Origin of the sequence: Paenibacillus sp. SYP-B3998 (assembly GCF_010820665.1) — a bacterium.
Lineage (GTDB): Bacteria > Bacillota > Bacilli > Paenibacillales > NBRC-103111 > Paenibacillus_E.
Map to the genome: position 1 here is coordinate 25,870 of NZ_JAAIKC010000005.1, position 24,296 is coordinate 50,165.

27 protein-coding genes are annotated in these 24,296 nt (G+C 43.7%); 22 read left to right on the forward strand and 5 right to left on the reverse strand.

Annotated features, from left to right (window positions below):
- Positions 1–117: 117 nt before the first annotated feature.
- The gene (locus tag GK047_RS14830) at positions 118–390 is read right to left on the reverse strand and encodes a hypothetical protein (protein WP_163947989.1); all 273 of its coding nucleotides are present in this window, start codon (positions 388–390) and stop codon (positions 118–120) included.
- Between the two features lie 24 nt (positions 391–414).
- The gene (locus GK047_RS14835; protein WP_163947992.1) at positions 415–603 is read right to left on the reverse strand and encodes a YjzC family protein; all 189 of its coding nucleotides are present in this window, start codon (positions 601–603) and stop codon (positions 415–417) included.
- Between the two features lie 239 nt (positions 604–842).
- Here GK047_RS14835 and rpsF point away from each other — a divergent pair, with 239 nt between their 5' ends.
- From rpsF to GK047_RS14890, 11 genes are all read left to right on the forward strand, one after another.
- Positions 843–1,130 (forward strand): 30S ribosomal protein S6, encoded by a 288-nt coding sequence (gene rpsF / locus GK047_RS14840; RefSeq protein ID WP_163947995.1) that lies wholly within the window; start codon positions 843–845, stop codon positions 1,128–1,130.
- A gap of 34 nt (positions 1,131–1,164) precedes the next feature.
- On the forward strand, positions 1,165–1,650 hold the full coding sequence (gene ssb / locus GK047_RS14845) for a single-stranded DNA-binding protein (RefSeq protein ID WP_163947998.1): 486 nt from the start codon (positions 1,165–1,167) through the stop codon (positions 1,648–1,650).
- Positions 1,651–1,673: 23 nt separating this feature from the next.
- On the forward strand, positions 1,674–1,961 hold the full coding sequence (gene rpsR / locus GK047_RS14850) for a 30S ribosomal protein S18 (RefSeq protein ID WP_163948001.1): 288 nt from the start codon (positions 1,674–1,676) through the stop codon (positions 1,959–1,961).
- 274 nt (positions 1,962–2,235) lie between these two features.
- Positions 2,236–2,472, forward strand: coding sequence for a cupin domain-containing protein (locus tag GK047_RS14855; RefSeq protein WP_346010342.1), 237 nt, complete (start codon positions 2,236–2,238; stop codon positions 2,470–2,472).
- A gap of 74 nt (positions 2,473–2,546) precedes the next feature.
- Positions 2,547–2,858: a MazG-like family protein gene (locus GK047_RS14860; protein ID WP_163948004.1), complete on the forward strand. Its 312-nt coding sequence runs from the start codon at positions 2,547–2,549 to the stop codon at positions 2,856–2,858.
- Between the two features lie 6 nt (positions 2,859–2,864).
- Entirely contained in the window at positions 2,865–3,779 is a 915-nt protein-coding gene (locus GK047_RS14865; RefSeq protein ID WP_163948007.1) for a DUF2232 domain-containing protein, read from the forward strand.
- Positions 3,780–3,797: 18 nt separating this feature from the next.
- The gene (locus GK047_RS14870; protein ID WP_163948010.1) at positions 3,798–5,759 is read left to right on the forward strand and encodes a DHH family phosphoesterase; all 1,962 of its coding nucleotides are present in this window, start codon (positions 3,798–3,800) and stop codon (positions 5,757–5,759) included.
- Entirely contained in the window at positions 5,756–6,205 is a 450-nt protein-coding gene (rplI, locus tag GK047_RS14875) for a 50S ribosomal protein L9 (RefSeq protein WP_163948012.1), read from the forward strand. The genes GK047_RS14870 and rplI overlap by 4 nt, the downstream gene beginning before the upstream one ends.
- Positions 6,206–6,245: 40 nt before the next feature.
- Positions 6,246–7,607: a replicative DNA helicase gene (gene dnaB / locus GK047_RS14880; protein ID WP_163948015.1), complete on the forward strand. Its 1,362-nt coding sequence runs from the start codon at positions 6,246–6,248 to the stop codon at positions 7,605–7,607.
- Between the two features lie 564 nt (positions 7,608–8,171).
- Positions 8,172–9,458 (forward strand): adenylosuccinate synthase, encoded by a 1,287-nt coding sequence (locus tag GK047_RS14885; protein ID WP_163948018.1) that lies wholly within the window; start codon positions 8,172–8,174, stop codon positions 9,456–9,458.
- Positions 9,459–9,584: 126 nt separating this feature from the next.
- A complete protein-coding gene (locus tag GK047_RS14890; protein WP_163948021.1) occupies positions 9,585–10,265 on the forward strand; it encodes a hypothetical protein in 681 nt (226 codons plus the stop codon).
- A 17-nt stretch (positions 10,266–10,282) separates the two neighbouring features.
- Here GK047_RS14890 and GK047_RS14895 read toward each other — a convergent pair whose 3' ends face one another.
- Positions 10,283–10,543 carry a hypothetical protein gene (locus tag GK047_RS14895; protein ID WP_163948024.1) on the reverse strand — a complete coding sequence of 87 codons (261 nt, stop codon included), beginning with the start codon at positions 10,541–10,543 and terminating at the stop codon, positions 10,283–10,285.
- Positions 10,544–10,881: 338 nt separating this feature from the next.
- Here GK047_RS14895 and GK047_RS14900 point away from each other — a divergent pair, with 338 nt between their 5' ends.
- The 6 genes from GK047_RS14900 to GK047_RS14925 all read left to right on the forward strand — a co-directional run bounded on the left by GK047_RS14900 (position 10,882) and on the right by GK047_RS14925 (position 18,092).
- Complete coding sequence (locus GK047_RS14900) at positions 10,882–12,420, forward strand: M23 family metallopeptidase (RefSeq protein WP_163948027.1); 1,539 nt, start codon at positions 10,882–10,884, stop codon at positions 12,418–12,420.
- A 126-nt stretch (positions 12,421–12,546) separates the two neighbouring features.
- The gene (yycF, locus tag GK047_RS14905; RefSeq protein WP_163948030.1) at positions 12,547–13,266 is read left to right on the forward strand and encodes a response regulator YycF; all 720 of its coding nucleotides are present in this window, start codon (positions 12,547–12,549) and stop codon (positions 13,264–13,266) included.
- Positions 13,267–13,268: 2 nt separating this feature from the next.
- A complete protein-coding gene (gene walK, locus GK047_RS14910; protein WP_163948033.1) occupies positions 13,269–15,095 on the forward strand; it encodes a cell wall metabolism sensor histidine kinase WalK in 1,827 nt (608 codons plus the stop codon).
- Positions 15,092–16,381 (forward strand): YycH family regulatory protein, encoded by a 1,290-nt coding sequence (locus tag GK047_RS14915; RefSeq protein WP_163948036.1) that lies wholly within the window; start codon positions 15,092–15,094, stop codon positions 16,379–16,381. Before walK ends, GK047_RS14915 begins: the two co-directional genes overlap by 4 nt.
- Before the next feature lie 75 nt (positions 16,382–16,456).
- Positions 16,457–17,194: a two-component system regulatory protein YycI gene (gene yycI, locus GK047_RS14920; protein WP_240343976.1), complete on the forward strand. Its 738-nt coding sequence runs from the start codon at positions 16,457–16,459 to the stop codon at positions 17,192–17,194.
- Positions 17,195–17,291: 97 nt separating this feature from the next.
- Positions 17,292–18,092 (forward strand): MBL fold metallo-hydrolase, encoded by an 801-nt coding sequence (locus tag GK047_RS14925; protein ID WP_163948042.1) that lies wholly within the window; start codon positions 17,292–17,294, stop codon positions 18,090–18,092.
- Here the strand turns inward: GK047_RS14925 and GK047_RS14930 are convergent.
- Positions 18,061–18,270: a hypothetical protein gene (locus GK047_RS14930; protein WP_163948045.1), complete on the reverse strand. Its 210-nt coding sequence runs from the start codon at positions 18,268–18,270 to the stop codon at positions 18,061–18,063. The genes GK047_RS14925 and GK047_RS14930 overlap by 32 nt on opposite strands.
- A 310-nt stretch (positions 18,271–18,580) precedes the next feature.
- Here GK047_RS14930 and GK047_RS14935 point away from each other — a divergent pair, with 310 nt between their 5' ends.
- The 4 genes from GK047_RS14935 to GK047_RS14950 all read left to right on the forward strand — a co-directional run bounded on the left by GK047_RS14935 (position 18,581) and on the right by GK047_RS14950 (position 21,950).
- Positions 18,581–19,798, forward strand: coding sequence for a S1C family serine protease (locus tag GK047_RS14935; protein WP_163948048.1), 1,218 nt, complete (start codon positions 18,581–18,583; stop codon positions 19,796–19,798).
- Between the two features lie 36 nt (positions 19,799–19,834).
- Positions 19,835–20,002, forward strand: coding sequence for a CxxH/CxxC protein (locus GK047_RS14940; protein WP_163948051.1), 168 nt, complete (start codon positions 19,835–19,837; stop codon positions 20,000–20,002).
- Positions 20,003–20,141: 139 nt separating this feature from the next.
- Complete coding sequence (gene rlmH / locus GK047_RS14945) at positions 20,142–20,621, forward strand: 23S rRNA (pseudouridine(1915)-N(3))-methyltransferase RlmH (RefSeq protein WP_163948055.1); 480 nt, start codon at positions 20,142–20,144, stop codon at positions 20,619–20,621.
- Positions 20,622–20,993: 372 nt separating this feature from the next.
- A complete protein-coding gene (locus GK047_RS14950) occupies positions 20,994–21,950 on the forward strand; it encodes a hypothetical protein (protein WP_163948058.1) in 957 nt (318 codons plus the stop codon).
- Positions 21,951–22,115: 165 nt separating this feature from the next.
- On the opposite strand, the gene GK047_RS14955 is transcribed toward GK047_RS14950, so the two are convergent.
- Positions 22,116–22,403, reverse strand: a complete 288-nt coding sequence (locus tag GK047_RS14955) for a hypothetical protein (RefSeq protein WP_163948061.1) — start codon at positions 22,401–22,403, stop codon at positions 22,116–22,118.
- A gap of 152 nt (positions 22,404–22,555) precedes the next feature.
- Here GK047_RS14955 and GK047_RS14960 point away from each other — a divergent pair, with 152 nt between their 5' ends.
- A complete protein-coding gene (locus GK047_RS14960) occupies positions 22,556–24,295 on the forward strand; it encodes an ABC-F family ATP-binding cassette domain-containing protein (protein WP_163948064.1) in 1,740 nt (579 codons plus the stop codon).
- The last annotated feature ends 1 nt before the right edge of the window (position 24,296 follow it).

Below are 24,296 nucleotides of genomic sequence, written 5' to 3' on the forward strand. Positions count from 1 at the left end.
TAAATTATATCGGAAAATAACTAGATCGAAAAGGGGAAGACAAAAGGAAACCCTGAACGGTAGGTTCAGGGCTTCTTTAGAGAATAGGGATATGATCTCTTAAGGAGAGATCCATGATTATTTATATTTACTTTTGCTTCGATAGCTTACAGAGAAACGATCAATGATATAGCCGACAAGCGCCCATGTAACAATAGTTAGTGCATAAATAACTAGCATTTTCAGCATAGATACCTCGTAGATGTTAGAGAAAACCGAAGCAAACCATGCAGGCACACTTAACGCATAGAAGAGCATGTAAATAGCATCATGGTCATGGAACAAATAATGAATAACGCACAATGCCGCACCTATGAAGGTAAATAGCCAAGTAAAGGTAGTCGTTCTCATGGTGCATTCTCCTTGCCCCGCATATTACTGTCTCAAACGTTTGTGATGCCACTTGCGGTTATGGTTGCTTGTTTCTGGAAATACATCACCTTTTTTCAAAGTTACAATTTTGGGATTATTAATACCCATGTGAAAAGCATTTTCGCCAATTTCCATATACTCACCGTCGTTGGGTACATGATCGCCGGCATTGAAGTGTGTCCACTCACCCACTGTAATCACCTCTCTTTGTCATTATCACTCGTATTTAGAGTACCCAAGCAGTGGCGAAGCATGTACATTCCACGCTACCAGCTTCATCCTGCTGCATTTTCGACAGAAGAGCTTGTAATATCATGGCGAATTTGCTATAGTGTTTAGGTGCGAGTTTTGAAAAGAATCCTCGCTCCTTGCTCCTATAGGCTGTAACAAGTTTGATTAGGGGCCGCTTAGTCCAAAAGGAGGTGAAATACATGCGCAAATATGAATTGATGTACATTATTCGTACGGATATTGAGCAAGAAGTTGTTCAATCTACGTTAGAAAAGTTCCAAGGAATCATCACGAACGGTGGAGGAGAAATCTCCAAGCATGACCTGATGGGTAAACGCCGTCTTGCGTATGAGATCAACAAGTTTCGTGACGGGCACTATGTGCTGGTACACTTCAACGCAGAACCTGCAGTTGTAACGGAACTCGATCGCGTAATGAAGATTTCGGACGAGATCATTCGTCACTTAATCGTAAACGACGTAGCTTGATGCATGCCAGTATTTTCGTCAGGGGGAATTATCCATGTTGAACCGTGTCATTCTTATCGGCAGGTTGACTAGAGATCCAGAGCTTCGCTATACTCCAGCCGGGGTAGCTGTAACTCAATTTACACTTGCTGTAGACCGTCCCTTTACGAACTCTCAATCGAGAGAGCGTGAGGCCGACTTTATCAATATCGTAACGTGGAGGCAATTGGCCGAGACGTGCGCGAACTATTTGCGTAAAGGTCGTCTAACGGCAGTGGAAGGCCGCATTCAGGTGCGTAATTATGACAACAATGAAGGTAAGAAAGTATATGTTACTGAAATTGTTGCTGATAATGTACGTTTCCTAGAATCAAGTAACAGTGCCGGCAATCGGGAAGAGGGCGCAGGGTCATCTAACGCAAACGCTAGCTACGGCGGCGCAGGCGGAGGCAATCGAAACGGTGGATCGCGCGAACAAAAGGATCCTTTCATCGATGACGGAAAACCGATCGACATTTCTGATGATGACTTGCCATTCTAAAGTAGAAAGGACTGAGAGACACAATGGCTTTCCAAAAAAGAGATAACAATGGTGATGACCGTGCAGATCGCAAATTTGCTCCTCGTGGCAAAGGCGGTAAAGGTAAACGCCGTAAGGTTTGTTTCTTCACTGTAAACAAAATCAAACACATTGACTATAAAGACATTGAAACACTCAAGAAGTTTATCAGTGAGCGCGGGAAGATCCTTCCTAGACGTGTAACTGGTACTTCCGCTAAGTACCAACGTGCTTTGACGATTGCGATCAAACGCTCCCGTACAATTGCGTTGTTACCTTACACAACTGAGTAGGCTATAGCTTATGGAAACAGTCGGGAAACCGACTGTTTTTTTGATTTATCCGAAGTTAGAAATTTATAGAAATAGAGGATAGGTTAAAATCATGAGTTATGAATAATGGAAGGAGCAGTCTGCGAACACAGTCCGTAGGGTGCTTTTTTCTATCTTGAGGAGGGAGTCTGTCATGAAAATTCATAAGGAACAAGCTGAGCATTATAACTGGGGAGAGGCTTGCGATGGATGATTTCTCGAACAGAGTACAGACCGAACGATCATCCAGGAGCGGATGCCTGCTGGCACAAGTGAGAGAAAGCATCGGCATGAGAAGGCCAAGCAATTTTTCTTTATTTTGCGTGGAGAAGTCATTATGTGGATAAACGGGGAGGAAATAACCTTATATCCACAGGAGGGATGTACGATTTTACCTGGAACCCCTCATCAAATTAGAAATAATTCACATGTGGATAACGAGTTTTTTGTGATATCCACACCTTCCACGAAGGGAGATCGCACACTGCTCTAGAGGCTTTCTTTTCTTGCGGGTTTTTGTGGTATAATTGAATGCATAGCCTTTTTTGGGGTTAGGAGAGATGACAAATGCCGAATCGGGAAAAGGAAGTAGACCTAGCCAGACGAGCCAAAGTGATTGAGTGGCTCAAGACGGAAGTCGTAGACCATGTTGCTCATTTGCTTAAAGGCATTTGGGAAGGAAGTCACGCTAAAATTGTTGACGCACTAGCCAGTTTGATCTCCTGTGGATACATATTAGGCAGAAGGCTGGGGATATCGTATCGAAGTTTGGATGAAGCCATTGTGGATAAAATGAAGAAACAGCGCCAAGATGGCCATCAACTTGAAGACTGGTATGATGATATCTCATCTTTGGAAGAACATTTACGTAAGAGGTGATCCCGATTGGGGAATCGAAGTTGGCAAGGTATCATATGGAGTGTAGTGATGATTATTTTACTGCTTTCCTTAATGACTCCTTTAATTATTTTTACGCTTAGTTTTCTCATGATTCCAGTACTTATGCTATACGTGAAATCAAGTACGAAACGTTTTGCAATCCATTATGTGTTGAGCCTATTCGTTGTCTATGTGCTCACAGGCTTTAAAGGCATGTTTCTCCTCTCTGTGTCTTTATTTTTCTTACCACCAGTATTGGTGATGGGGAATTTATATAAACGCAAAGCGGCGGCTCGTACAATCCTTACAGCGGGAACAGTTACTATACTAGCGGAATCTTTGTTAAGTCTTGTCATGGGTTATGCATTTGGTTTCAACCCGATTGCTAAGTTCAAGCAGTTCATGAACAATTACGTGTCGACTATGCCTCCATTACTGAGAGAAATGCTACCTAAGGATCAAGACTGGTATGTAAATCTGATGGTGCAGGTTATTCCAGTATATTTAATTTTCTTCGCGTTGTTCTATACGTTTGTCACTCATGGTATTAGCCGTTGGTTGTTGAATAAAACAGGAGAAGGTATACCTGGACTCCGTCCGATGCGAGAACGCATGCTGCCTAGATCTTTTGTTTGGATCTATCTCCTTGCTTTTATTCTGGATGTATTCGTAAATCCTACATCAACCTCACTCATTGCAACATTACTGATGAACTTGTTACCTATTTTAATGGTTGCATTTGCGATTCAAGCGATATGCTTTTTGTTTTTTATCGCTCATGCGAACAAATGGAAACCCATTTTACCAATTATGGCGATGTTGCTCGTCTGCTTTATGCCTCCGTTTCTGTTTATTTATAGCTTATTAGGGGTATTTGATGTTGCGTTTCCAATCCGAGAACGGTTTAAGAAAAATATATAGGATTAGGAGCTAGTACGAATGCCGAAGTTCCTTTTAAAGCGGTGGCACGGTCTTCACATCGTATGGATTTTCGTTCTGCTCATTGCATTGAGTGCAATCATTTTTGCGTATCAGTGGATACTGGGTTTAATCTCTTTGGTACTGTGTGGAGTGCTAGCGTACTTTACATTAAAGGCAGAAACCGCTTTTCGCAGAGAACTGAATGCCTATGTCGGAACGATTACACATCGCGTGAAAAAAGCAGGCAACGAAGTGATGAGTGGCCTTCCAATCGGAATTATTTTATATAATGAAGAAAAACGAATTGAATGGCACAATCCATTCGTAGCAAAAATGCTAGATAAGGAATCTGTTATCGGGGAATCGATCTATGAGCATTTCCCTGATTTAAAGAGCAAAAAAGATAAGAGTGAGAATTTGGAGCTAGCCATTGGAAAGCTTATCTATCAGGTGTGGATTCGTCCGGAAGAACGGTTGCTGTATTTCCGGGAAATTACGGAGCAGGCTATTCTTGCAAAGAAGTATGAGGATGAGAAGACGGCTATCGGGATAGTCATGTTGGACAATCTGGAAGAAGCGACGCAAGGGATGGATGATCAGACTCGCAGCATCATGCTGGCCAAGGTGACAGGAGAGATTACCGAGTGGGCACAGAAGTATCAACTCTATCTTCGTCGGACCTCGTCGGATCGATTCCTTATTCTGATGGATCAGAGAGGACTTCGTCAGCTGGAGCAAACGCGCTTTGAGATTTTGGACAATGTTCGTGATTTGACTATTGAAAATAAGCTGCCCATGACGCTTAGCGTTGGTATTGCTTCGGGTACGGAGCAACTGATGGAATTGGGCCAAATGGCACAAATGGGACTTGATATGTCGCTAGGCCGCGGAGGCGATCAAGTGACAGTCAAGGTCGGACAGCGCCTCTCCTTCTATGGCGGAAGAACGAATGCCGTTGAAAAGCGCACCCGCGTAAGGGCGAGAGTTATCTCCCATGCGCTGCGGGATTTAATGAAAGATAGCGATAAAGTGGTCATCATGGGCCATCGCTATCCGGATATGGATTCGATTGGTGCGGCTATTGGCGTATTGAAGGCTGTACAAGTTGTAGGCAAAGAGGGCTACATCGTGCTCGAAGGGGTAAATCCTTCGATTCAAAAGCTCATGGAAACCATTTCAGCGGACGAGCGCTTGTACCGTTGGTTCGTTACACCAGAGCAAGCTATGCAAATAACGACGCAGCGCACACTAGCGGTCGTTGTAGATACGCATAAGGCATCTATGGTTGCCGAACCAAAGCTTTTACAGCAAACTCATAGGGTTGTTGTTGTCGATCACCATAGACGCAGTGAGGAGTTCATTCATGATGCTACATTGGTCTATATGGAGCCATATGCATCTTCTACCTGCGAATTAGTGACCGAACTGCTTCAGTACATTAATGAGAAGCTAACTTTGGAAGTATTGGAGGCTACGGTGCTGCTAGCCGGTATTGTAGTTGATACGAAGAGCTTCAGCCTTCGCACAGGAGCAAGGACTTTTGAAGCGGCGTCCTATTTACGCCGAAATGGAGCAGACTCTGCTTTGATTCAGCGGTTAATGAAAGAAGATATCGATTCATTTATCGAGAAAGCAGAGATTATTAAGCATACCCAAACCATCTATGAGCATGTGGCATTGGCAGTTGCTGAGCCTAATCGCAAATATTCTCAGTTGATGATTGCTCAAGTAGCTGATACATTGTTAAATATGACGAATATTATGGCTTCCTTTGTTATCAGCGAACGATTGGACGGTCTCATCGGAATTAGCGCGAGATCGCTCGGACAGATGAACGTCCAGGTCGTGATGGAGCGTTTGGGTGGCGGCGGGCATTTAACGAATGCTGCTACTCAGATGGAGGGTAGTTTAGAGGAAGCAACGAGACGATTGAAGCAAGTACTTGAGGAAATGCAGGAAGAGGAGGGACTTTTCGAATGAAAGTTATTTTATTGAAGGACGTTAAAGGCCAAGGTAAAAAAGGTGAAGTTAAAGAAGTATCTGAGGGGTATGCGCAAAATTTCCTGATTGCACAGGGGCTTGCGGCGCCAGCGACACAAGGAACAGTGAAGGTTCTGGATAATCAGAAGAAAGCGGAGCAACGCCGCAAAGATCAAGAAAAAGCGGATGCTCAGGCGCTCGGGGTTAAGCTTGGAGAAATGACGATTCAAATTAAAGCAAAAGCTGGTGAAGGTGGACGCTTGTTTGGTGCCATCACAAGTAAGCAAATTGCAGAAGTCCTGGAGAAGCAAAACAAGATTGTTATCGATAAGCGCAAAATTGTTCTGGAAGATCCGATTCGCACACTAGGTGTAACGAAGGTGCCGGTGAAACTGCATAGTGACGTAACAGCGACCCTCAGCGTACAAATAACGGAAGAGAAATAAGATTGATTACTAAACATCATAGAAAGGCGGGTACCATGAAATGAGCAACGAAAACATGTTTATGGATCGTGTACCCCCACAGAATATAGAAGCCGAGCAGGCCGTGCTCGGCGCTATTTTGCTTCAAGGCGATGCACTGATTACCGCAATGGAGCGAGTATCCAGTGATGACTTCTACCGCGGCCAGCATAAGAGTATCTTCGAGGCTATTGTTGAACTGGCTGAAGAGCAGGAGCCAGTTGATCTGATCACACTGACGTCGAAGCTGCAGGATAAGCAGCAGCTTGAAGAAATCGGCGGAGTGACGTACCTCTCAGAGCTCGCAAATGCAGTGCCAACAGCAGCTAACGTTGACTATTACGCGGCTATCGTCGAAGAGAAGTCGATGTTGCGGCGACTCATCCGTACGGCCACACAGATCGTTTCGGATGGCTATGCGAGTTCAGATGATGTGGGGGCCATGCTTAGCGATGCCGAGGCGCGCATTCTTGAGATCTCGCAGCGGCGCAGCTCAAGCGGATTCGTGGTTATTCGCGATGTGCTTATGGAGGTCTTCGAGAAAGTCGAGCATCTTTACTCGAATAAAGGGGGATCCACAGGAATACCTTCAGGATTCGTTGACCTGGACAAGATGACGTCGGGCTTCCAACGTTCTGACCTTGTCATCTTAGCAGCTCGTCCTTCCGTCGGTAAGACCGCGTTTGCGCTGAATGTCGCGCAGAACGTCGGTGTAAGGGCGAAGGAAACCGTGGCCATCTTCTCCTTAGAGATGGGCGCGGCACAGCTCGTACAGCGTATGATTTGTGCAGAGGCGAATGTCGATGCGAACCGGATGCGGACAGGCTTCCTTGAGGGAGACGATTGGGAGAAGCTCACAATGGCGATAGGGGCCTTGTCAGAGGCGAATATTTACATTGATGATTCGCCATCCATTACGGTGGCTGATATTCGTGCGAAATGCCGTCGTCTGCAGCAAGAAAAAGGGCTAGGGATGATCCTTATCGACTACCTGCAGCTGATTGCGGGTCGCGGCAAAGGGGATAACCGTCAGCAGGAGGTCTCCGAGATCTCACGTACACTGAAACAAATCGCGCGTGAATTGAACGTACCGGTTATTGCGCTCTCACAGCTTAGCCGGGGTGTGGAGCAGCGTCAGGATAAACGTCCGATGATGTCAGATCTTCGGGAATCGGGTTCTATCGAGCAAGATGCCGATATCGTAGCCTTCCTCTACCGGGATGATTACTACGATAAGGAATCCGAAAAGAAGAACATTATCGAAATTATTATTGCCAAACAGCGTAATGGTCCGGTAGGGACAGTAGAATTGGCGTTCTTAAAGCAATTTAATAAATTCGTGAATATGGATCGAAGCCATCAAGAGGCAGCCGGGCAATACTAAGGCTGCTTTTTTCTTTTTTTGCCCTATCTGAATGGATTAAAAACCGGCAGCAACGAGATCATAAGGATATAGTTGAAATATTGCATGACGTTGTTTTTTAATTTGAGTGAAAATTTAGGTGTCTCTTTCAATAAACAATAGACATAGTATGTGCAATTTCCGAACGATTATACCAAGGTCCGTATAATCGTTCGTTTTTAATTGACTTTGCTTAAGGGGACTGCTACACTTAAGACGGTGGAAAAAACCTTGATCTAATCGCTCCAATTAACATGGATGTTTAGAATAAAGGTCGTTTTTCATGCCGAAAGGTAGGTTCGCTCAAAGCTTGTCGAAGGTCTGACTGCTTTACGAAATCTACGTGTTCCTTTGCGGTGAGTAAGCTCTCATAACCGGTCTGCGAAGCATAACGGGTCCGTGTTGTGAGGTAGTTGCATCGCCAAAGGGAAAGTAGCACGGACTTAATACTTTAGCGCTTTAATGAAGTCCAACTTTCCTTTGTGGCACACAAAAGCCATAGCGGCTCATTATGGGTGACTCGTCACCGTACGGAGGTAAGTGCACATGTCAACGGTTGTTGTTGTCGGAACGCAATGGGGAGATGAAGGAAAAGGGAAGATCACGGATTTCCTAGCTGAATCCGCGGAGGTTGTTGCTCGTTATCAAGGCGGTAACAATGCAGGCCATACGATCATCATTAGCGGTAAGAAGTACAAACTAACGATGATTCCTTCAGGTATTTTTTACAAAGATAAAGCTTGTGTAATCGGAAATGGTATGGTTATTAACCCGGCTGCACTCATCGAAGAAATTAATTACATTCATGATAATGGGTTTACTACAACAAACCTGAATATTAGTGATCGCGCGCATGTGATTATGCCGTATCACCTATTGCTGGACGGTCTGGAAGAGGATCGTAAAGGAGACAGCAAGATCGGTACGACTCGCAAAGGGATCGGGCCTTGTTATATGGATAAAGCCGCTCGTAACGGCATTCGGATCGCTGATCTGATGGATGCGGAGGAGTTTGAGTTGAAGCTCAGACGAATCGTTGCAGAGAAAAATGTCGTGATCGAACAAGTGTACGGATCCAAAGCCTTGGATGTAGAGCCGATTCTAAAAGAATACCTTGCATTCGCGGAAGTATTGCGTCCTTACGTGACGGACACGTCCGTCGTATTGAATAAATACATTGATGAAGGCCGCAGAGTGTTGTTTGAAGGCGCGCAAGGCGTAATGCTGGACATCGACCAAGGCACGTACCCGTACGTGACATCATCCAACCCAACAGCGGGTGGGGTATGTATCGGCTCTGGCGTAGGCCCAACGAAGATCCACAACATTATCGGTGTGGCAAAAGCTTACACGACTCGTGTTGGCGACGGTCCGTTCCCTACGGAGCTGGACAACGAAATCGGCGCTTGGATTCGCGAGAAAGGCTTTGAGTACGGGACAGTTACTGGCCGTCCCCGTCGCGTGGGTTGGTTCGACAGCGTAGTTGTTCGCCACGCAAGACGTGTAAGTGGTATCACAGGGTTGTCCCTGAACTCCATCGACGTGCTGACAGGGCTAGAAACGGTTAAAATTTGCACGGGTTATATGTACCGTGGTGAATTGATTGAGCATTACCCAGCCAGCTTGAAAGCTATCTCAGAGTGCGAAGCAGTCTACGAAGAGCTACCAGGGTGGACAGAAGATGTAACAACAGCTCGTTCTTTGAGTGATCTGCCTGAGAATGCAAGGCATTATGTGGAACGCATATCGCAGCTTACAGGCATTCCGATCGCAATTTTCTCCGTAGGACGTAATCGTGAGCAAACAAATCTAGTACGTCCAATCTACGCTTAAATTTAGTAAAATCCTCTAAGTTGTTTATAGCTTAGAGGATTTCTTTTTTTATAGGGATTTAATGGAGATGAATTCGTCAATACTGGAAAGGAGGTAAATGATTAAGCGCTAGGAGTGGTGTAAGGAATGAAATTTATGCAATGGCTAGGCAAAATTGTGATTGGAACGGTCCTTATTTCTTCACTATCAGTATGTACGACGTGGTATGTGGTGAACATGTACGTCGAGGATATATTTCGACAATTTCAAATCCCTGCGTTAGGTAAAAAGGTTCAATTTTCCGATTTTGCTGCAAGATTGGGAGAAGAGCTGAATATAGTTAAGCCAAGAGACGGGGGCAAACGAGCGGTGATGACACAGACCGAACCATCCAGTCCGTCAACAAAACCAGAAGCAAGTTCTCTTCCAAGTCCAAATGGGAGCAAAGCGAGCACGATCGACCCCCAAGACCAACACGGCTCTGGAACGACAAGTCCTACTACAAAATCAGGTGCAAAGGCGGAGGCTAAGGATGACTCCGTCGCTGTCATGGGGAGAGTTCAAACGGAGGCCGAAGCACAGAAGAAAGATCTTGTTCTGTCTACCGAGGATTTCGCCAAGAAGAAAGAGGCGCTCTCTAGCGATGACAAGATGAAAGTGTTTTCCTTGCTTGTAGCTAAGCTGCCTCAGAATGAAGTTCAACATTTATCTGCTTTACTTGAGGATGGGATTACATCAAGTGAGCTGAAGGAGGTCGATCTAACACTGAAAAAGTATTTGAATGAACAAGAATACAAGCAGTTGATGGAGATTATCGGTAAATATTAGAGGTGTGCTAACGTTAGTCAGGTAAGAAGTTGTCCGCCGAACTTGGTGATGGTATCCTCGGCTTCGCGGTAACGGGATTTTTGGACACATACTTCGAGCCCATAGGATAAGGAGGCGATAGAGCTTTCTAGATTTTGTACAAAAGAATCAGATTGAAATTCGACGATAAAATTATTATTGTCGAATCTAATATCCAGTACGCCTTGGCGCTTAAGTTGCTCTGCCGCTTGTTCTAGGTTATCCACGTTATGAAATGTAGCCGTTAGATTTACTTCCATGTGAAAGTCCTCCTTCAAGTTTTCATTAGAAAACTAGTTTGGTAAGCATTCGCCAAATTCTTTACTCCACGAAGGCGTATGTCGTCAGCACTAGTCTTTGCCAAAAATTTTGCTTCGGTAGTCATAGTATTGGATTTCTCAACAAAAAACACGAGGTTTTGGCGACGATTTTTAGGTATTGACACCAATCTATCACAGGGCTGTCGACTCTTTTGTTGAAATAGGCACAGTAAGTGTGGTAAATTTAACAAAAGAAAGACATAGTTCTATGGATATTATGTCTAATCAAGGTTTATTTATGTATCTGTGGATGCAAAACCGTTCAAAGGGAGAAGATCATGACAGGTTTCAGGGGTATACGCTTTGTCATGGATCTCATCGAGAGATTCAAGTCTAAGCGAGAAAGCTTGACCGGAAGTGAATCAGACAAGCAGCAGCAAGAAGTAACGACAACAACGACGCTGGCGGTAATGAAACGACATAAATGGCCTCTTGTTCTGGGTATAGGCGCAATCGCGCTAACAGGGGCAATCACGTTTGCTGGACATCAATATGTAGAAGCAGGCATGGTCAATGTATACCATGTGATGCTAAACGATCAAGAAATCGGTATCGTAAGTGACAATAAGATTATCGATGAATATAAGCAAAACAGGCCGTCTGAAGTTCAACAAAATTTTCCTGATGTTCATATGGTTCTTGAAACAAACGGAATCACCTACAGGGCTGAAAGGGCTTACAGTGTAAAATCAGATGACGAAGCCGTCATTGCTTCTTTAAACACGCTGTTAATCCCGAAGCCGACAGGCGTAGAGCTGAAGGTAGACGGCAAGATGGTTGCGATTGTGAAGGATCAGACAACAGCAGAGCTTATTCTCGAGCAGGTTAGGGAGCCTTTCAAACCGAAGGGCAAACAATCCACTAAGGTTGCGGCTCTATCCGCAAGTATGGGGGAAGACATCTCTACCGCACCATCCGAACTCGATAAAGTGGAGTTCATTCAGCAAGTCGATAAGGTTGAAATACCGATTGATCCGAAGGAACTTGCCAAGCCAGAGGACGTTGTGAAAAAGCTTCAAACGGGTAATGTGCAGCCAGCTAAATATACGGTTGTGGAAGGAGATTGCGTCTCCTGTATCGCCAAAAAACTTGGTATTTCTAAGCAATTCATTTATGATAACAATCCAGGAATTCAAGACGATAAATTGAAGATTGGCAATCAGTTGGATGTCACTGTGCTCCAGCCTACACTCTCTGTCAAAACGACGGAGCGGATTATAAAGAATCAAGAGATTCAATATGACACGGAGTATGTCAAAGACGATTCGATGCGCGTGGGTATTGTTCAACCGATTTCGGCAGGCAAGAACGGGCTGAAAAAGGTGACCATACAAGTCACTAAGGTCGATGGATTGATGAAAGATGAAAAGCTCATTGATGAGGAAATCATTGATAAGCCGGTAACAGCTAAAGTGAAAAAAGGCACCAAAGTGATTCAAGGTGAAGGAACAGGGAAATTTGCTTGGCCTGTTGTATCTCCTAGTATTTCGAGTACGTTCGGTGTTCGTTGGGGCAAGCTGCACAAAGGTATCGATATTACGGGAAATAAAAATATTATGGCTGCCGATAATGGTAAAGTTATTGAAACTGGATATAAATCAGATTACGGCAATTATGTGATTATTAATCATTTGAATGGTTACGAGACGCTATATGGACACATGAGCAAGGTGACCACCTCCGAAGGTACGATTGTGGAGAAGGGCGATAAAATTGGCATCATGGGGAGTACAGGCGATTCCACGGGCGTGCATCTGCACTTCGAGGTTCACAATAGTGGAGAGCTTCAAAATCCCTTGAAATATTTGAATCGATAAGTAGACAAAGAGGCAGGGTCAAACCGAACATCACGGGGACCTTGTCTCTTTTTACGTGAAGGTATGGTAAAATAGACAGAAGTATGTAAAAAGATGGACGACTTTTAGAAGTAGGCGGTGGTACGTTTGTTTGGCAAAATTCTTGTGGTGGATGACGAACAACCGATTGCAGATATTTTGAAATTTAATTTGGAAAAAGAGGGCTATCAAGTGATATGCGCTTATGATGGCGGGAGCGCGGTGGAGCTAGCTTTTTCCGAGCTGCCAGACCTGATACTGCTTGATCTCATGCTGCCTGTTAAGGACGGGATGGATGTATGTCGGGAGGTTCGCTCTAAGCTGAATACTCCTATCATTATGCTGACTGCCAAGGATACAGAACTGGATAAAGTGCTTGGCCTAGAAATGGGCGCTGATGACTATGTAACCAAGCCATTTGGTACACGAGAGCTGCTTGCTCGCGTGAAGGCCCACTTGCGCAGGCAGACGAAAGCACAGGCGGCTCCGACGGATTTGGATACACAGCGCAATGGGCTGCGCATACATGAGCTTTTTATCGATAACGACATGTATATGGTATATAAAGACGGGAATCCGCTTGATCTGACACACAGGGAGTTTGAACTGATTCAATACTTAGCCAAAAATTCGGGTAAAGTGATGACGCGCGAACACCTGCTGCAAGCCGTGTGGGGCTTCGAGTATTTCGGTGATGTGCGTACAGTGGATGTTACGATAAGACGTCTGCGTGAGAAGCTAGAAACGGACCCAAGTCGTCCAGAATATATTATGACCCGCAGGGGACTTGGTTACTTGATGCGGAGCCCGAAAACCGGAGGCTTCTAAGCATGAAAGGCATCCGCTTCTTTCAGTCGATCCAATCGAAGCTGATTATTATTTATGTGCTGCTTATTTTAATTGCGATGCAGCTCATCGGTGTTTACTTTTATAAAACGGTAGAGACGTATTTCAAGAACGATTTCTTAGCCTCACGCAATAGTCAGGTGACGCTGCTGGCTGGTTTCGTAGGCCCTTATTTGACGGGAGATCAGGACGGCAAAAGTACGGAAGGCAAGAAATCGTATACAGATTTGAATGAGTTCGTTAGCAATTTATTTTCAATTAATAATGCCGAAATTCAAATTATTGATGCGAATGGTAACGTCGTTAGCACATCAGTTCCTGCTCACTTGAAGCAGAGGAATACACAGCCTGAAGTGATCAGGGCTCTACAGGGGATTAAGGATAATCAGCGGATATTTACTGACGAGGACGGCTATCGGAAGGTCGTCATCGCGAAGCCAGTTGGGAGCGGTGTGCGTGTATTAGGCGCGGTGTATATTATCGCATCGATGGAGGATGTGTATAAGACGATCGGTTCGATCAATCGGATTCTGATCTCCGGGACATTGATCGCCCTCGGCCTAACCGCGATTCTTGGGGTCATCTTATCGAGTACGATTACGAACCCGATCAAGGAGATAACGAGGCAGGCTACGGCGGTTGCTGAGGGTAACTATGATCAACAGGTGCGTGTGCAGGGGACGGATGAAATTGGTCAGCTCGGCCATACATTCAATTTCATGATGAATCGCTTGAAGGAAGCGCTCTCGCTCAATGAAGAAGAGAAGGAAAAGTTGGCTTCGATTCTGACGAATATGAACGATGGTGTCATAGCAACGGATGATAGGGGACAAGTCATCGTGCTAAACCGTAGGGCGAAGCAAATTCTTCAAACGGAGGAAGAGCATACGCTCGGAAGGGAAATCTCTGAGGTGCTCGGCATCCCGATGGACACCATTCGCCAGTTTGTTGAGGGACAAGTGAATACGACGTTTCTCGATATTGAGCTCCCCGATGAGGAAGAGCAGCTTTCGGTAAGGATTACGTTTACACCCATTCATCGTAGAAACGAAGGACAGCATGGTATTATAGCCGTTCTCCAGGACGTGACGGATCAGGAGAAGCTTGAGCAGGCGAGACGAGAGTTCGTAGCGAACGTGTCACATGAGCTGCGGACGCCGTTGACGACGATCAAAAGCTATCTGGAAGCACTTGATGACGGTGCGATTGAGGAGCCTCAACTGGCATCACGATTCATCAGCGTTACACGCAGCGAGACCGAGCGGATGATCCGATTGGTAACTGATTTGTTACATTTATCAAGACTGGATTCAAAGCAGTCTATGATGAGTAAGGCATCGACACTCGTCAACGAAATGCTGGAGGAGGTTGCTGACCGATTCTCCTTCCAGCTGCGTCAGCGCAAAATCCGTATCCATATTCAAGTCGAACATGGTATCTCAAGCTTACTGTTAGATCGCGACAAAATCGATCAAGTGTTGGATAATCTCGTCTCCAATGCGATTAAATACACCGGAGATGAAGGCGCTATTCACCTATGTGCGAGGAAAGTAGATAAAGAAATGCTGGAAATCACTGTGCAGGATAATGGTATAGGAATTCCGAAGAAAGACCTATCACGCATTTTCGAACGCTTCTATCGGGTAGATAAAGCCCGGTCTCGCAATATGGGTGGTACAGGGCTAGGACTTTCAATTGCCCGGGAAATAGTAAAAGCTCACGGCGGTACGATAGCTATCGAGTCGGAATTGGGACAAGGAACTCGCGTTGTGTTTACGCTACCGTTGGGGCAAGAGGAGGCGGCGGTATGATAGAAAGAGTGAAATCAATCGTTCTCGTCGTCTTAATTGGGTTCAGCTTGTATCTAAGCTTCCTGCTCGCTTCTTATAATCCGCCTAAGGGCGAACCTATTCAGCAGAGCAATTATATACAGACAGAGACGTTAGGCAGGCAATCTGAGCTTCAAGATATGTTATTTCCCGATCAAATTATCGTTCATCTCGGTAATCAGCAGCATTCTGTTTTGTATCCAAGCAACTATTATTACACGCGCCTTTTGGATAATATTAAGCAGCGTAGTTTTAATGGGTTTCGTAAAACAACGATGTTTTTAGCGAATGTCAATTGGGAAGAAGTTCGTACGAAACAGCAGGGCGTTGAGATACGCTTTCGGGAAGGTATCCCGTTTAGTATTCTGCAGCAAATGCTTCGTATTGAAGGTGAAATTCCCGTAGAAAATGATAAAATTACCCGAATATGGATTTTTACTAAGGGCAATAACGAGGATGTTCGAGCTTTCTTTTATACCGATTCTCCGAGTATCGGATATGAAGTTGTACACGCAGATTTTACAAGTAAAGATATTGAGAATTTCGCTGCTTATGGCGATCTAACTAACTTGTACAAGACGACGAACAATGGGGATTATTATGTTCCGGTGAAGCCACTTCGTGTCTCAAGCTATTCTTTTAATTATAGTCTGTTATCGGCTGATCAGTTGAAGCAGAGCTTGTTCGTGGATCCGGGGATTACACGGAATTTGAAGGAGCGGGACGGCTCCGAAATCTACACGGATAGTAAGCGCGGATTTCAACTTAATCGTGACCAGCGGTGGATCACCTATTCAGACCCTATAGCTCCTGTAGAGAGCAAGAGTGATGTGCGTGAAGATTTGGTCGCAGGGATTAAATTCATCAATCAGCATATTGGTTGGGATGGGAAATATTTAGTTGCGCGTACACCGCAAAAGCAGTCTTACGACAACCATACCTTTACGTTCCGCCAATATTATGAGGCTTTTCCGATTATTACGAGCCAACTGGAAGGCTTCGGTTCTTTGAAGCTGCAAATACAGAAAGGCCTTGTATCTGGTTTCGAGCGCTCGATGATTATTCCAGATTTGAAGTCAGCTCAGCGTCGTGATGCAGAGCTAATCTCGGGGGACGTATTGGAAGAAAGACTGCAATATTATCAGCGTAAAATGAGTATCGTTACGATCTTTCCGGCGTACCGACCAATCGTTTCGGAAAAGACAGTGGTTCTTATACCGACATGGGTCCTTGAGCTGCGAGATGGTACGTTTGATTTTATGGAGTAACATCGATTATGAGCGAAGGCAGGTGAAGCCTTGAACTGGGGCCGGGCCAAAACGATATTAATCCTATCCTTTTTGATGTTGAATATGATTCTTGGTTTTCAGTTATGGTCGACCAATCGATCCAATCAAACGGAAATTGCCGCTGACACCTCGGGGACCGTTGAAGAATTGAATCGTGTGCTGCGCAGCAAAAATATCCGTCTAGTCGAGGAGTTGCCAACGGATTTACCCAAGCTGAAGGTCATTACGGTGAAGTTCGATGAGAGCTTTAAGCCAGGAGAGATGAAGACGCTGAAAACCCCCATGACTATGACGAGTATTTTGGGGAAAAGTGTGACCAAAGAGGTACAGGCACGATCTGAAATTCCGCATTTCGAGATGTATCAATTTGATTCGGTGACGAGTAAAAATGGCGTTTATCAGTTTAATCAAGCGTATGGGAAGCTACCTTTGTTCGATGTGAAGGTGGAGCTCAATGAGCAAAACGGAGAAATTACCAGTTACCGACAAGCTTACGTTGAAGTAGAATCAGGAGTAGAACAAGCAGAGCAAAAGTTAATTCCTGCACAGCTGGCTGTTCGCAGTTTAGTGGAAAATTACTTGAGCGAAGGCTCTATTATTACGGAAGTTCGGCTAGGCTATCACGGTCAACTGTACAATTCACAAACGCAGCCGATGTTCCCGCATTGGCGGGTAACGATCGATAACGGGGATATTTATTATTTACAAGCCTTTAATGGAGCGGTTGAGCCTCCTCAGAAGGGTTCTGACTTAGCCCCGTTTGCCACGCCTGATGCCAAGAGTAAGAAATAAGCAGAGTGCTTGTGCAGATAAGAGCAATAAGAATGATTAATGGGTTATTGACAACATGAGACTGAAAAACAAGGTACGTTATAGAGGAGCAAGAAGTATGGGATTGAGATTCACGGTACTGTCGAGTGGTTCGACGGGTAACGCAACGGTGATCGACAATGGAGAGAAGAAGCTGCTCGTGGATGTAGGATTCAGCGCTAAGAAGATGGAGCAGCTGATGAAGGAGCGCGAAGTTGCGGCTAGCAGCATTGATGCTATTCTCGTTACACACGAGCATTCCGATCATATTAAAGGACTGGGTGCGTTTGCGCGTAAGTATAAATTACCGATCTATGCCAATGAGAAGACATGGGAAGAGCTGGATCGTCAGATTGGCGAGATTGCCGAAGAGAACAAGAGAGTGATGGACACCGGGGCGATGGAGGAATTCGGAAGCTTGAAAGTGGAGTCATTTGGGATTTCTCACGATGCGGCTGAGCCTGTAGGGTATTGCTTTTATGAGAATGAACAAAAGGTAAGTGTCGTTACCGATTTGGGCTATATGAGCTCCAAGGTGAAGGAGAAGATCATTGACTCTGATGCGATGGTGCTAGAGACCAATCATGATGTAGAGATGCTTCGCATGGGGCACTATCCATGGAGCATTAAGCGTCGTATCCTGGGCGATAAAGGCCATTTATCCAACGAAGCTGCGGGGGAAGCGCTCTGTGACGTAATGACCAGCAAGACGAAATCCGTCTATATGGCGCATCTTAGCCGTGACCATAATTTAATGGATTTGGCCAGGCTAACCGTGAATAACATAGTACAAGAGCGTGCCCCTGAGGCCAAGCAAATGCGGCTGATGGATACGTATTTCGACCGACCTACGAAATGGGAAGTGTTGGACTCGGAGTAAGAGTAGCGTCCAAGTCCTTGGATTTCTGCTGAAGCTCTTGCGCTGTGATGACGCCTTTATCGATCAAAACTTGAATAAGAGAAGACAACACGAGCGACTGGTTATACTGACTTTCTTTGAGATCAGCCAATTTACCAATCATATTAATTTCATCTAAATGGGAATGTATACGATTCATGGGTCATACTCCTTTGGGAATTTGATTTTAAAGTTTCGATTAACTCTAGTATTTCGTTAAGAGATTTGGTTTACTATTATTGTAGGCAAGAAACGAGCGAAACATTCCTATTTTTTGCAAAAAAAGAAAAGTATCACCGTCGGGGTTGCTGACAAAGGGAGTGGAGAACGCAAGTTGTTTGCAGAGGAGCAGTAAGGATCGAATCTGAGGTCCGTTTTCTTCCGAAAACGCTGAATACTCTGAGCAAATCGCTAAGATTCTGCAGGATACCTACATGATCAACAGCCCTCGTCAGCGAGGGGGATCCGGTATGAGTTTGTTTGATGATGATTTTTATTCAACCAAAAGAAAAAGGGAAAAGCAGCGCCCTTGGCAGCCCAAAGGTTCGGTTGGATTCAAAAGCTTTGCGGATCGTAGACGAAATGTAGCACTTGTCGCTGGAGTAGGCGGTGCGCTGATCATGCTAGCACTAATGTGGTTAGTTGGCGGCTTCGGTAAGGGCGACACGGCGACAACGGCTTTGACGGTACCTGCTTTGGCAAAGGCGGAAGCGCATCCTATGAACAGTGATACGGTCGTAACAGCAACGGAGAAGATTAAGCCAGCTGTGGTTAGTGTCATCTCCTCGAAAAAGGATGAGAAGGGGCAAGAGACGGGGCTGGGGATTGGCTCTGGTGTCATCTTTGGCCGGAATGGCGATAAAGTCCGTATCGTTACGAATAGTCATGTCGTAGAGAGCGGAAATCAATTCGAGATTGTTAATTTCCAAGGCGAGCATCGCAAGGCGACACTGGTTGGACGCGATCGTATAACCGATCTAGCGGTGCTGGAAACCGATGGAAAAGATCTGAAGGTCATCGCCGAATTCGGTGATTCCTCTCAACTGCGTGCCGGGGAAACAGCTATTGCTGTTGGGAATCCGCTTGGACTTGGTTTCTCGCCAACGGTAACACAGGGGATTATTTCTTCGCCTAAACGGACGATTCCCGTTTCGCTTACGCGTGATAGTGGTGATTACGACTGGGAAATGGATGTTATCCAAACCGATGCTGCCATTAATCAAGGTAATAGCGGGGGGCCGCTCGTTAATATTGAAGGTAAGGTTATCGGTATCAACTCGATGAAAATTGCCGATACGGGTGTGGAAGGGCTTGGTTTTGCCATCCCGATTAATAGCGTTAAACCCATTCTCGATAGTATAATTACGGATCATAAGGTGAAACGTCCTTTGATCGGAGTTTCCACGCAGGAGCTGCAAGCTTTTAGCGGAACGGATGTATTAAAGCTCCCAGCAGATGTGAAAACTGGAGTTATCGTCTTCGATGTTTCCGGACCTGCCAAAGACGCTGGTCTCAAGGCACAGGACGTCATCGTTCAGCTCGATGATCGCAAGATTGACAGCACCATCACTCTTCGAAAATATTTGTACAACGAGAAGCGGATCGGGGATAAGGTCAATGTGACTTACTACCGCGGCGGTAAAAAATTCAGTGTATCCGTAACACTCGTAGAAGCGAGTGATAAATAACGAGTGGGAAACAACGCGGATGAGAGAGGTACTTGCATGTACGTAGTATGTAAAGATCATGTAGAAATCGCGATCGATGAGTTTGTTGATGAATATGAAGAAGCCCCAGACATTGTGGATCTGCAGAAGACGCATTTTGCCAACTGGGAAGCACCGACACAGTGCGAGCACTGCCAGGCGTCAGCGCGATTTCTAGTTGTATAAGAGAGGCGGAGGCCTCTCTTTTTTTTGTTTGGGTGAAAGCATAAAAAAGTGCTAGTTGTATAAAAAACGTTTATATGAAATACCAGCTGTATACAATAAAAACTTGTGAGCGAGTGCTTTGTAGAAATGGGGATCGGTTGTGCATATACAAATACTTACCGTTGGGAAATTAAAAGAACGCTATCTTGTGGATGGGATAGCGGAGTACGTAAAGCGGCTTGGGCCGTATGCCAAGATGCAGATGATCGAGGTGCCTGATGAGAAGGCACCCGAGAGCATGAGTCCTGCTGAGGAACAGCAGGTCAAGCATAAGGAAGGCGAGCGGCTTCTTGCTGCGCTGCGCCCTGAAGCTTACGTCGTGGCGCTTGCCATCGACGGTGAGATGTGGACGAGCGAGCAGCTTGCGAGCTCGCTCGATAAATTGGCCACCTACGGGCGAAGCCAGGTGGCCTTCATTATTGGCGGCTCGCTCGGACTGTCGAACGAGCTGCTGCGCCGAGCGGATATGCGGCTGTCTTTTGGCCGCATGACGCTGCCACACCAGCTAATGCGGCTGGTGCTGGTGGAGCAGATTTATCGCGCGATGCGGATAAATCGCGGGGAGCCTTATCATAAGTAACGGCAACGGTTTTTGAGCAACATTCGTGAAAGACAAGAAGCTGCTTGCTGGGGAAGGACTTGAGCATTTAGGCAAAATCAATTCTTTCGTCAATCTTCGAGCCAGACTTAGCTTCATCGACAAATATTTCCTTTAAATTCCAATTCTGGCTGGTACAATGTGCCTGTATTCGTTTCTTTTATTCTGCTATTGAAGTGTTGTCTTTTTGAGAGTCAGAGCTAATACGAACATAGCCAACAACATGTTTAATCATTTGTTTCATAGAATTAACCTCCTGTAAGATAACTATATAAATCCATGTGGACATTTTACCGAACAGGATGTTTATTGTACATATTTGGTTGAGGTAAACTTATAATGGGGTGATTACTATTGCTAGGCGCTACATTAATTATTAAAATAATAACCAGTTCAATTGTAGTTGCTATGATTTCTACATTTTTTAAATTAGGGGTATGGTCTCAAATTGCTTCAAGCAAATTTTTAGAGAAGTATGATAGTAAGGAGGAACTACTGTTTAAAGCAAGAAGTGACTTATTTGTTATTAAAGATAATATACCAAAAGGAATCTTCAACACCCTTCCGTTTCTATTATGGCATGTTGTATTATATTTAATATTAGCGGTACTTTCCGACTCTGGATATTTGCCTGTTATTTTAACTGCACCTCAACTTTCTAATTACTTGTTTGTTCCTATAATGTTTGTGTTGTTTCATCCAGGTTACCTTTTTTTCGCCTTGGATATAAAAAGGGTTGACGTTAATCAAGGAAAGATAAAATATGAACACCCCGTGTGGTTTAGTTATGCTATATCACTTATCGTAATCGGTGTCATGTTAACTGATGTGTATGTTAGTCCAGCCATTAAGCAAAAGATTATGGGATATTTACAAATTACTAGTGAACAGGATGGTAATCTTTCACTGGTCTATGTAATTTGTTCTTGGATAAGCAGATATCTAGTATTAAAGCCAGTCACTAGATGGATTGTTCAATATGAAGACTATAGGTTGACCGAAAGGTCTAAGGAAGTTAAAAATGATCAAACGTCCATATATGGCGTAGCAGGTCTTTTGTTCTCAATTGTATTAGTATTTACTGGAACTTTTGTTACCTTATCTGGAGCTGTCACAAATTTAATACCACCTATCGGGGATTTAATTAACCTTTACTGTTTTATATTGTTAGGAGCAGTGTTGGCTGGACAAAGATCAAAGTACTTGGAAATTTCAAGAAGTTGTTATAAAGTGAAAGGTCAGTTATTTTATAAAAACATAAAGGGTGAAAAGGTAAAGATTAAACCAGATCCGCCTAAATCAAGAAAGTAACACGGCCCCAAATAAAATATGGGTAGTTAGTTTGTTTTTTGTAACGGAAATTAGAATTATTCGTACAAAAAATACCTTGGAGCTGTTGGTATTCATGGCTCCAAGGCATTTTTATTGCAGATATGTAAAAACAATTCTCGACTAAGGAATTCAAGGTAATCTATCTCAGATAGCTACTCTACTTGTAAGCGATTCACCGAGCTTCAACTCAATCCGATCAATCTTCCTATCCTCAGTTATAGTAACCCTCTTTATCGCCGCATGCACAAGCTGCTTCCGTTTTTCATTACTAAGCTTATCAAATAGCGTTATAAACTCCCTCAAAATGCCTCTTACAACAGCCGTTGATACATTCATATCAACATTATTTTCACTAAGCTGATCTTCAATTTCCACTTTCCGCTTCTGTAGCTGCTGCTTACTCTTGTCTATATCGGCCAGCTTCTCTTTCAAAGTTGAGAAGTAGCATGGAAATTCGACCCCATTGAAGTTAGTTGTAAACAGTGTTACTCTAACAACGGTAAACTCAAAATCTATGTTTTGTAATACATTTTGTAATACATCTAATAATAGTCACTATTTTAGTTATAAAGAAAGGTAATACTATGATAAAAGTTGATAACTTATCCTTCTCATTTCCGCAAAAAGAACTATATACAAACATTACATTTACGCTTGAAGAGGCACAACATTGCGCTTTTATAGGAACAAGTGGCAGTGGGAAAAGTACATTGATAGAAATACTGATGGATCCAGAAAGATATTTGTTCGAGGGCATGTTAGAAATAGATCCGACTTGCAAAATTAGGCATGTAAGTCAATTTTCACAACTCGACAAAACGAAAGAAACAACAGTTTTTGAATATATAGGGCAAGAATTTATTAAGATACAAAATGAAATAACATCTATTTGTACTGAAATGGAAACATCATCGGATATGGATGCGTTATTAGAAAAGTATCAATTAGCTTTAGACACATTTGATTCAATCGGTGGGGCTGATTTTGAAAGCAACATTAATAAGAAACTAAATCTAGCAAACCTCATGAAGCTAAAAGATCTTAGGGTATCCGACCTGAGTGGTGGGGAATTCAAACTTATTCAAGTGATGAAGGAAATGCTTAGTAGTCCAGATTTAATGATTATGGACGAACCAGATGTATTTTTAGACTTTGAAAACCTAAATGCGCTTAAAAATCTTATTAATTCTCACAAAGGAATACTGTTAGTTGTTACGCACAACCGATATCTACTGAATCATTGTTTCAACAAAATTATACACCTTGAAAACATGGAGATCCAAGAGTTTGATGGGCGGTATATTGAGTATAATTTCTCATTACTTCAGACAAAAATTGAGTTGCAAGAAATCGCAGTCGCTGAACAAGAAGAAATTGAGAGATACGATAACATTATTGATAATCTTAGAGCTATCGCAACTATTAATTCAGAAGCATCTAGAGGGAGAGCATTAAAAGCTAGAGTTAGGTTTCAAGAAAGATTGGAAGCGCGTAGAATTAAAGCGCCATTTGTTGATATTAAGCAACCGAATATTAGTTTCGGTATTGAAAATGAGATTGAAGACACCATTGTTGTAAATGTCAATAATTATAGTGTTACGTTTGATGAATTACTTTTAGACAATGTTAACTTTGAGATAAAATCTACAGATAAAGTAGCCATTATAGGTCCAAACGGTACCGGGAAAACAACTTTACTCCGAGATATCTTTAAAAATAATCATGCTTCAATTGAAATAAATGCGGATGTTAAAGTGGCTTATCTATCTCAGAATCAAGGAGAAGTGCTAAAGGATTCTAATACAATACTAGAAGAATTCATCGATGCTGGATTTAAAACTTATGATGAGATTAGATCGTATATTTCAAACTATGGCTTTGAAGGGGAAATCGTTAATCAAAAGATAGCTTCTTTATCTGGTGGAGAAAAAAATATGCTTCAATTGGCTAAGGTTTCTGCCAGTAAAGCAAACGTTTTGCTTCTTGATGAACCGACAAGCCATTTAGACACCTATACACAAATAGCACTGGAGAAAGCCATTGAAGACTATAAAGGTGCGATTCTCATGATTTCTCATGATTTCTATTCTGTTGTAAATGGTATGGATTATGTTTTAATCATTGACGATAAGACGATTAGAAAAATGAGTATGCGGAAATTTAGACAGATGATTTATGCTAGTCATTTTGATAGAGACTATTTAGAAACTGAACAAAATAAAAAATCGGTTGAAATGAAAATAGAATTGGCTTTAAAAGATACTAATTTTGAACTTGCAAAAGTATTGGTTGATGAGCTAGAAGAGCTGATTAAGTTGCTTTAAA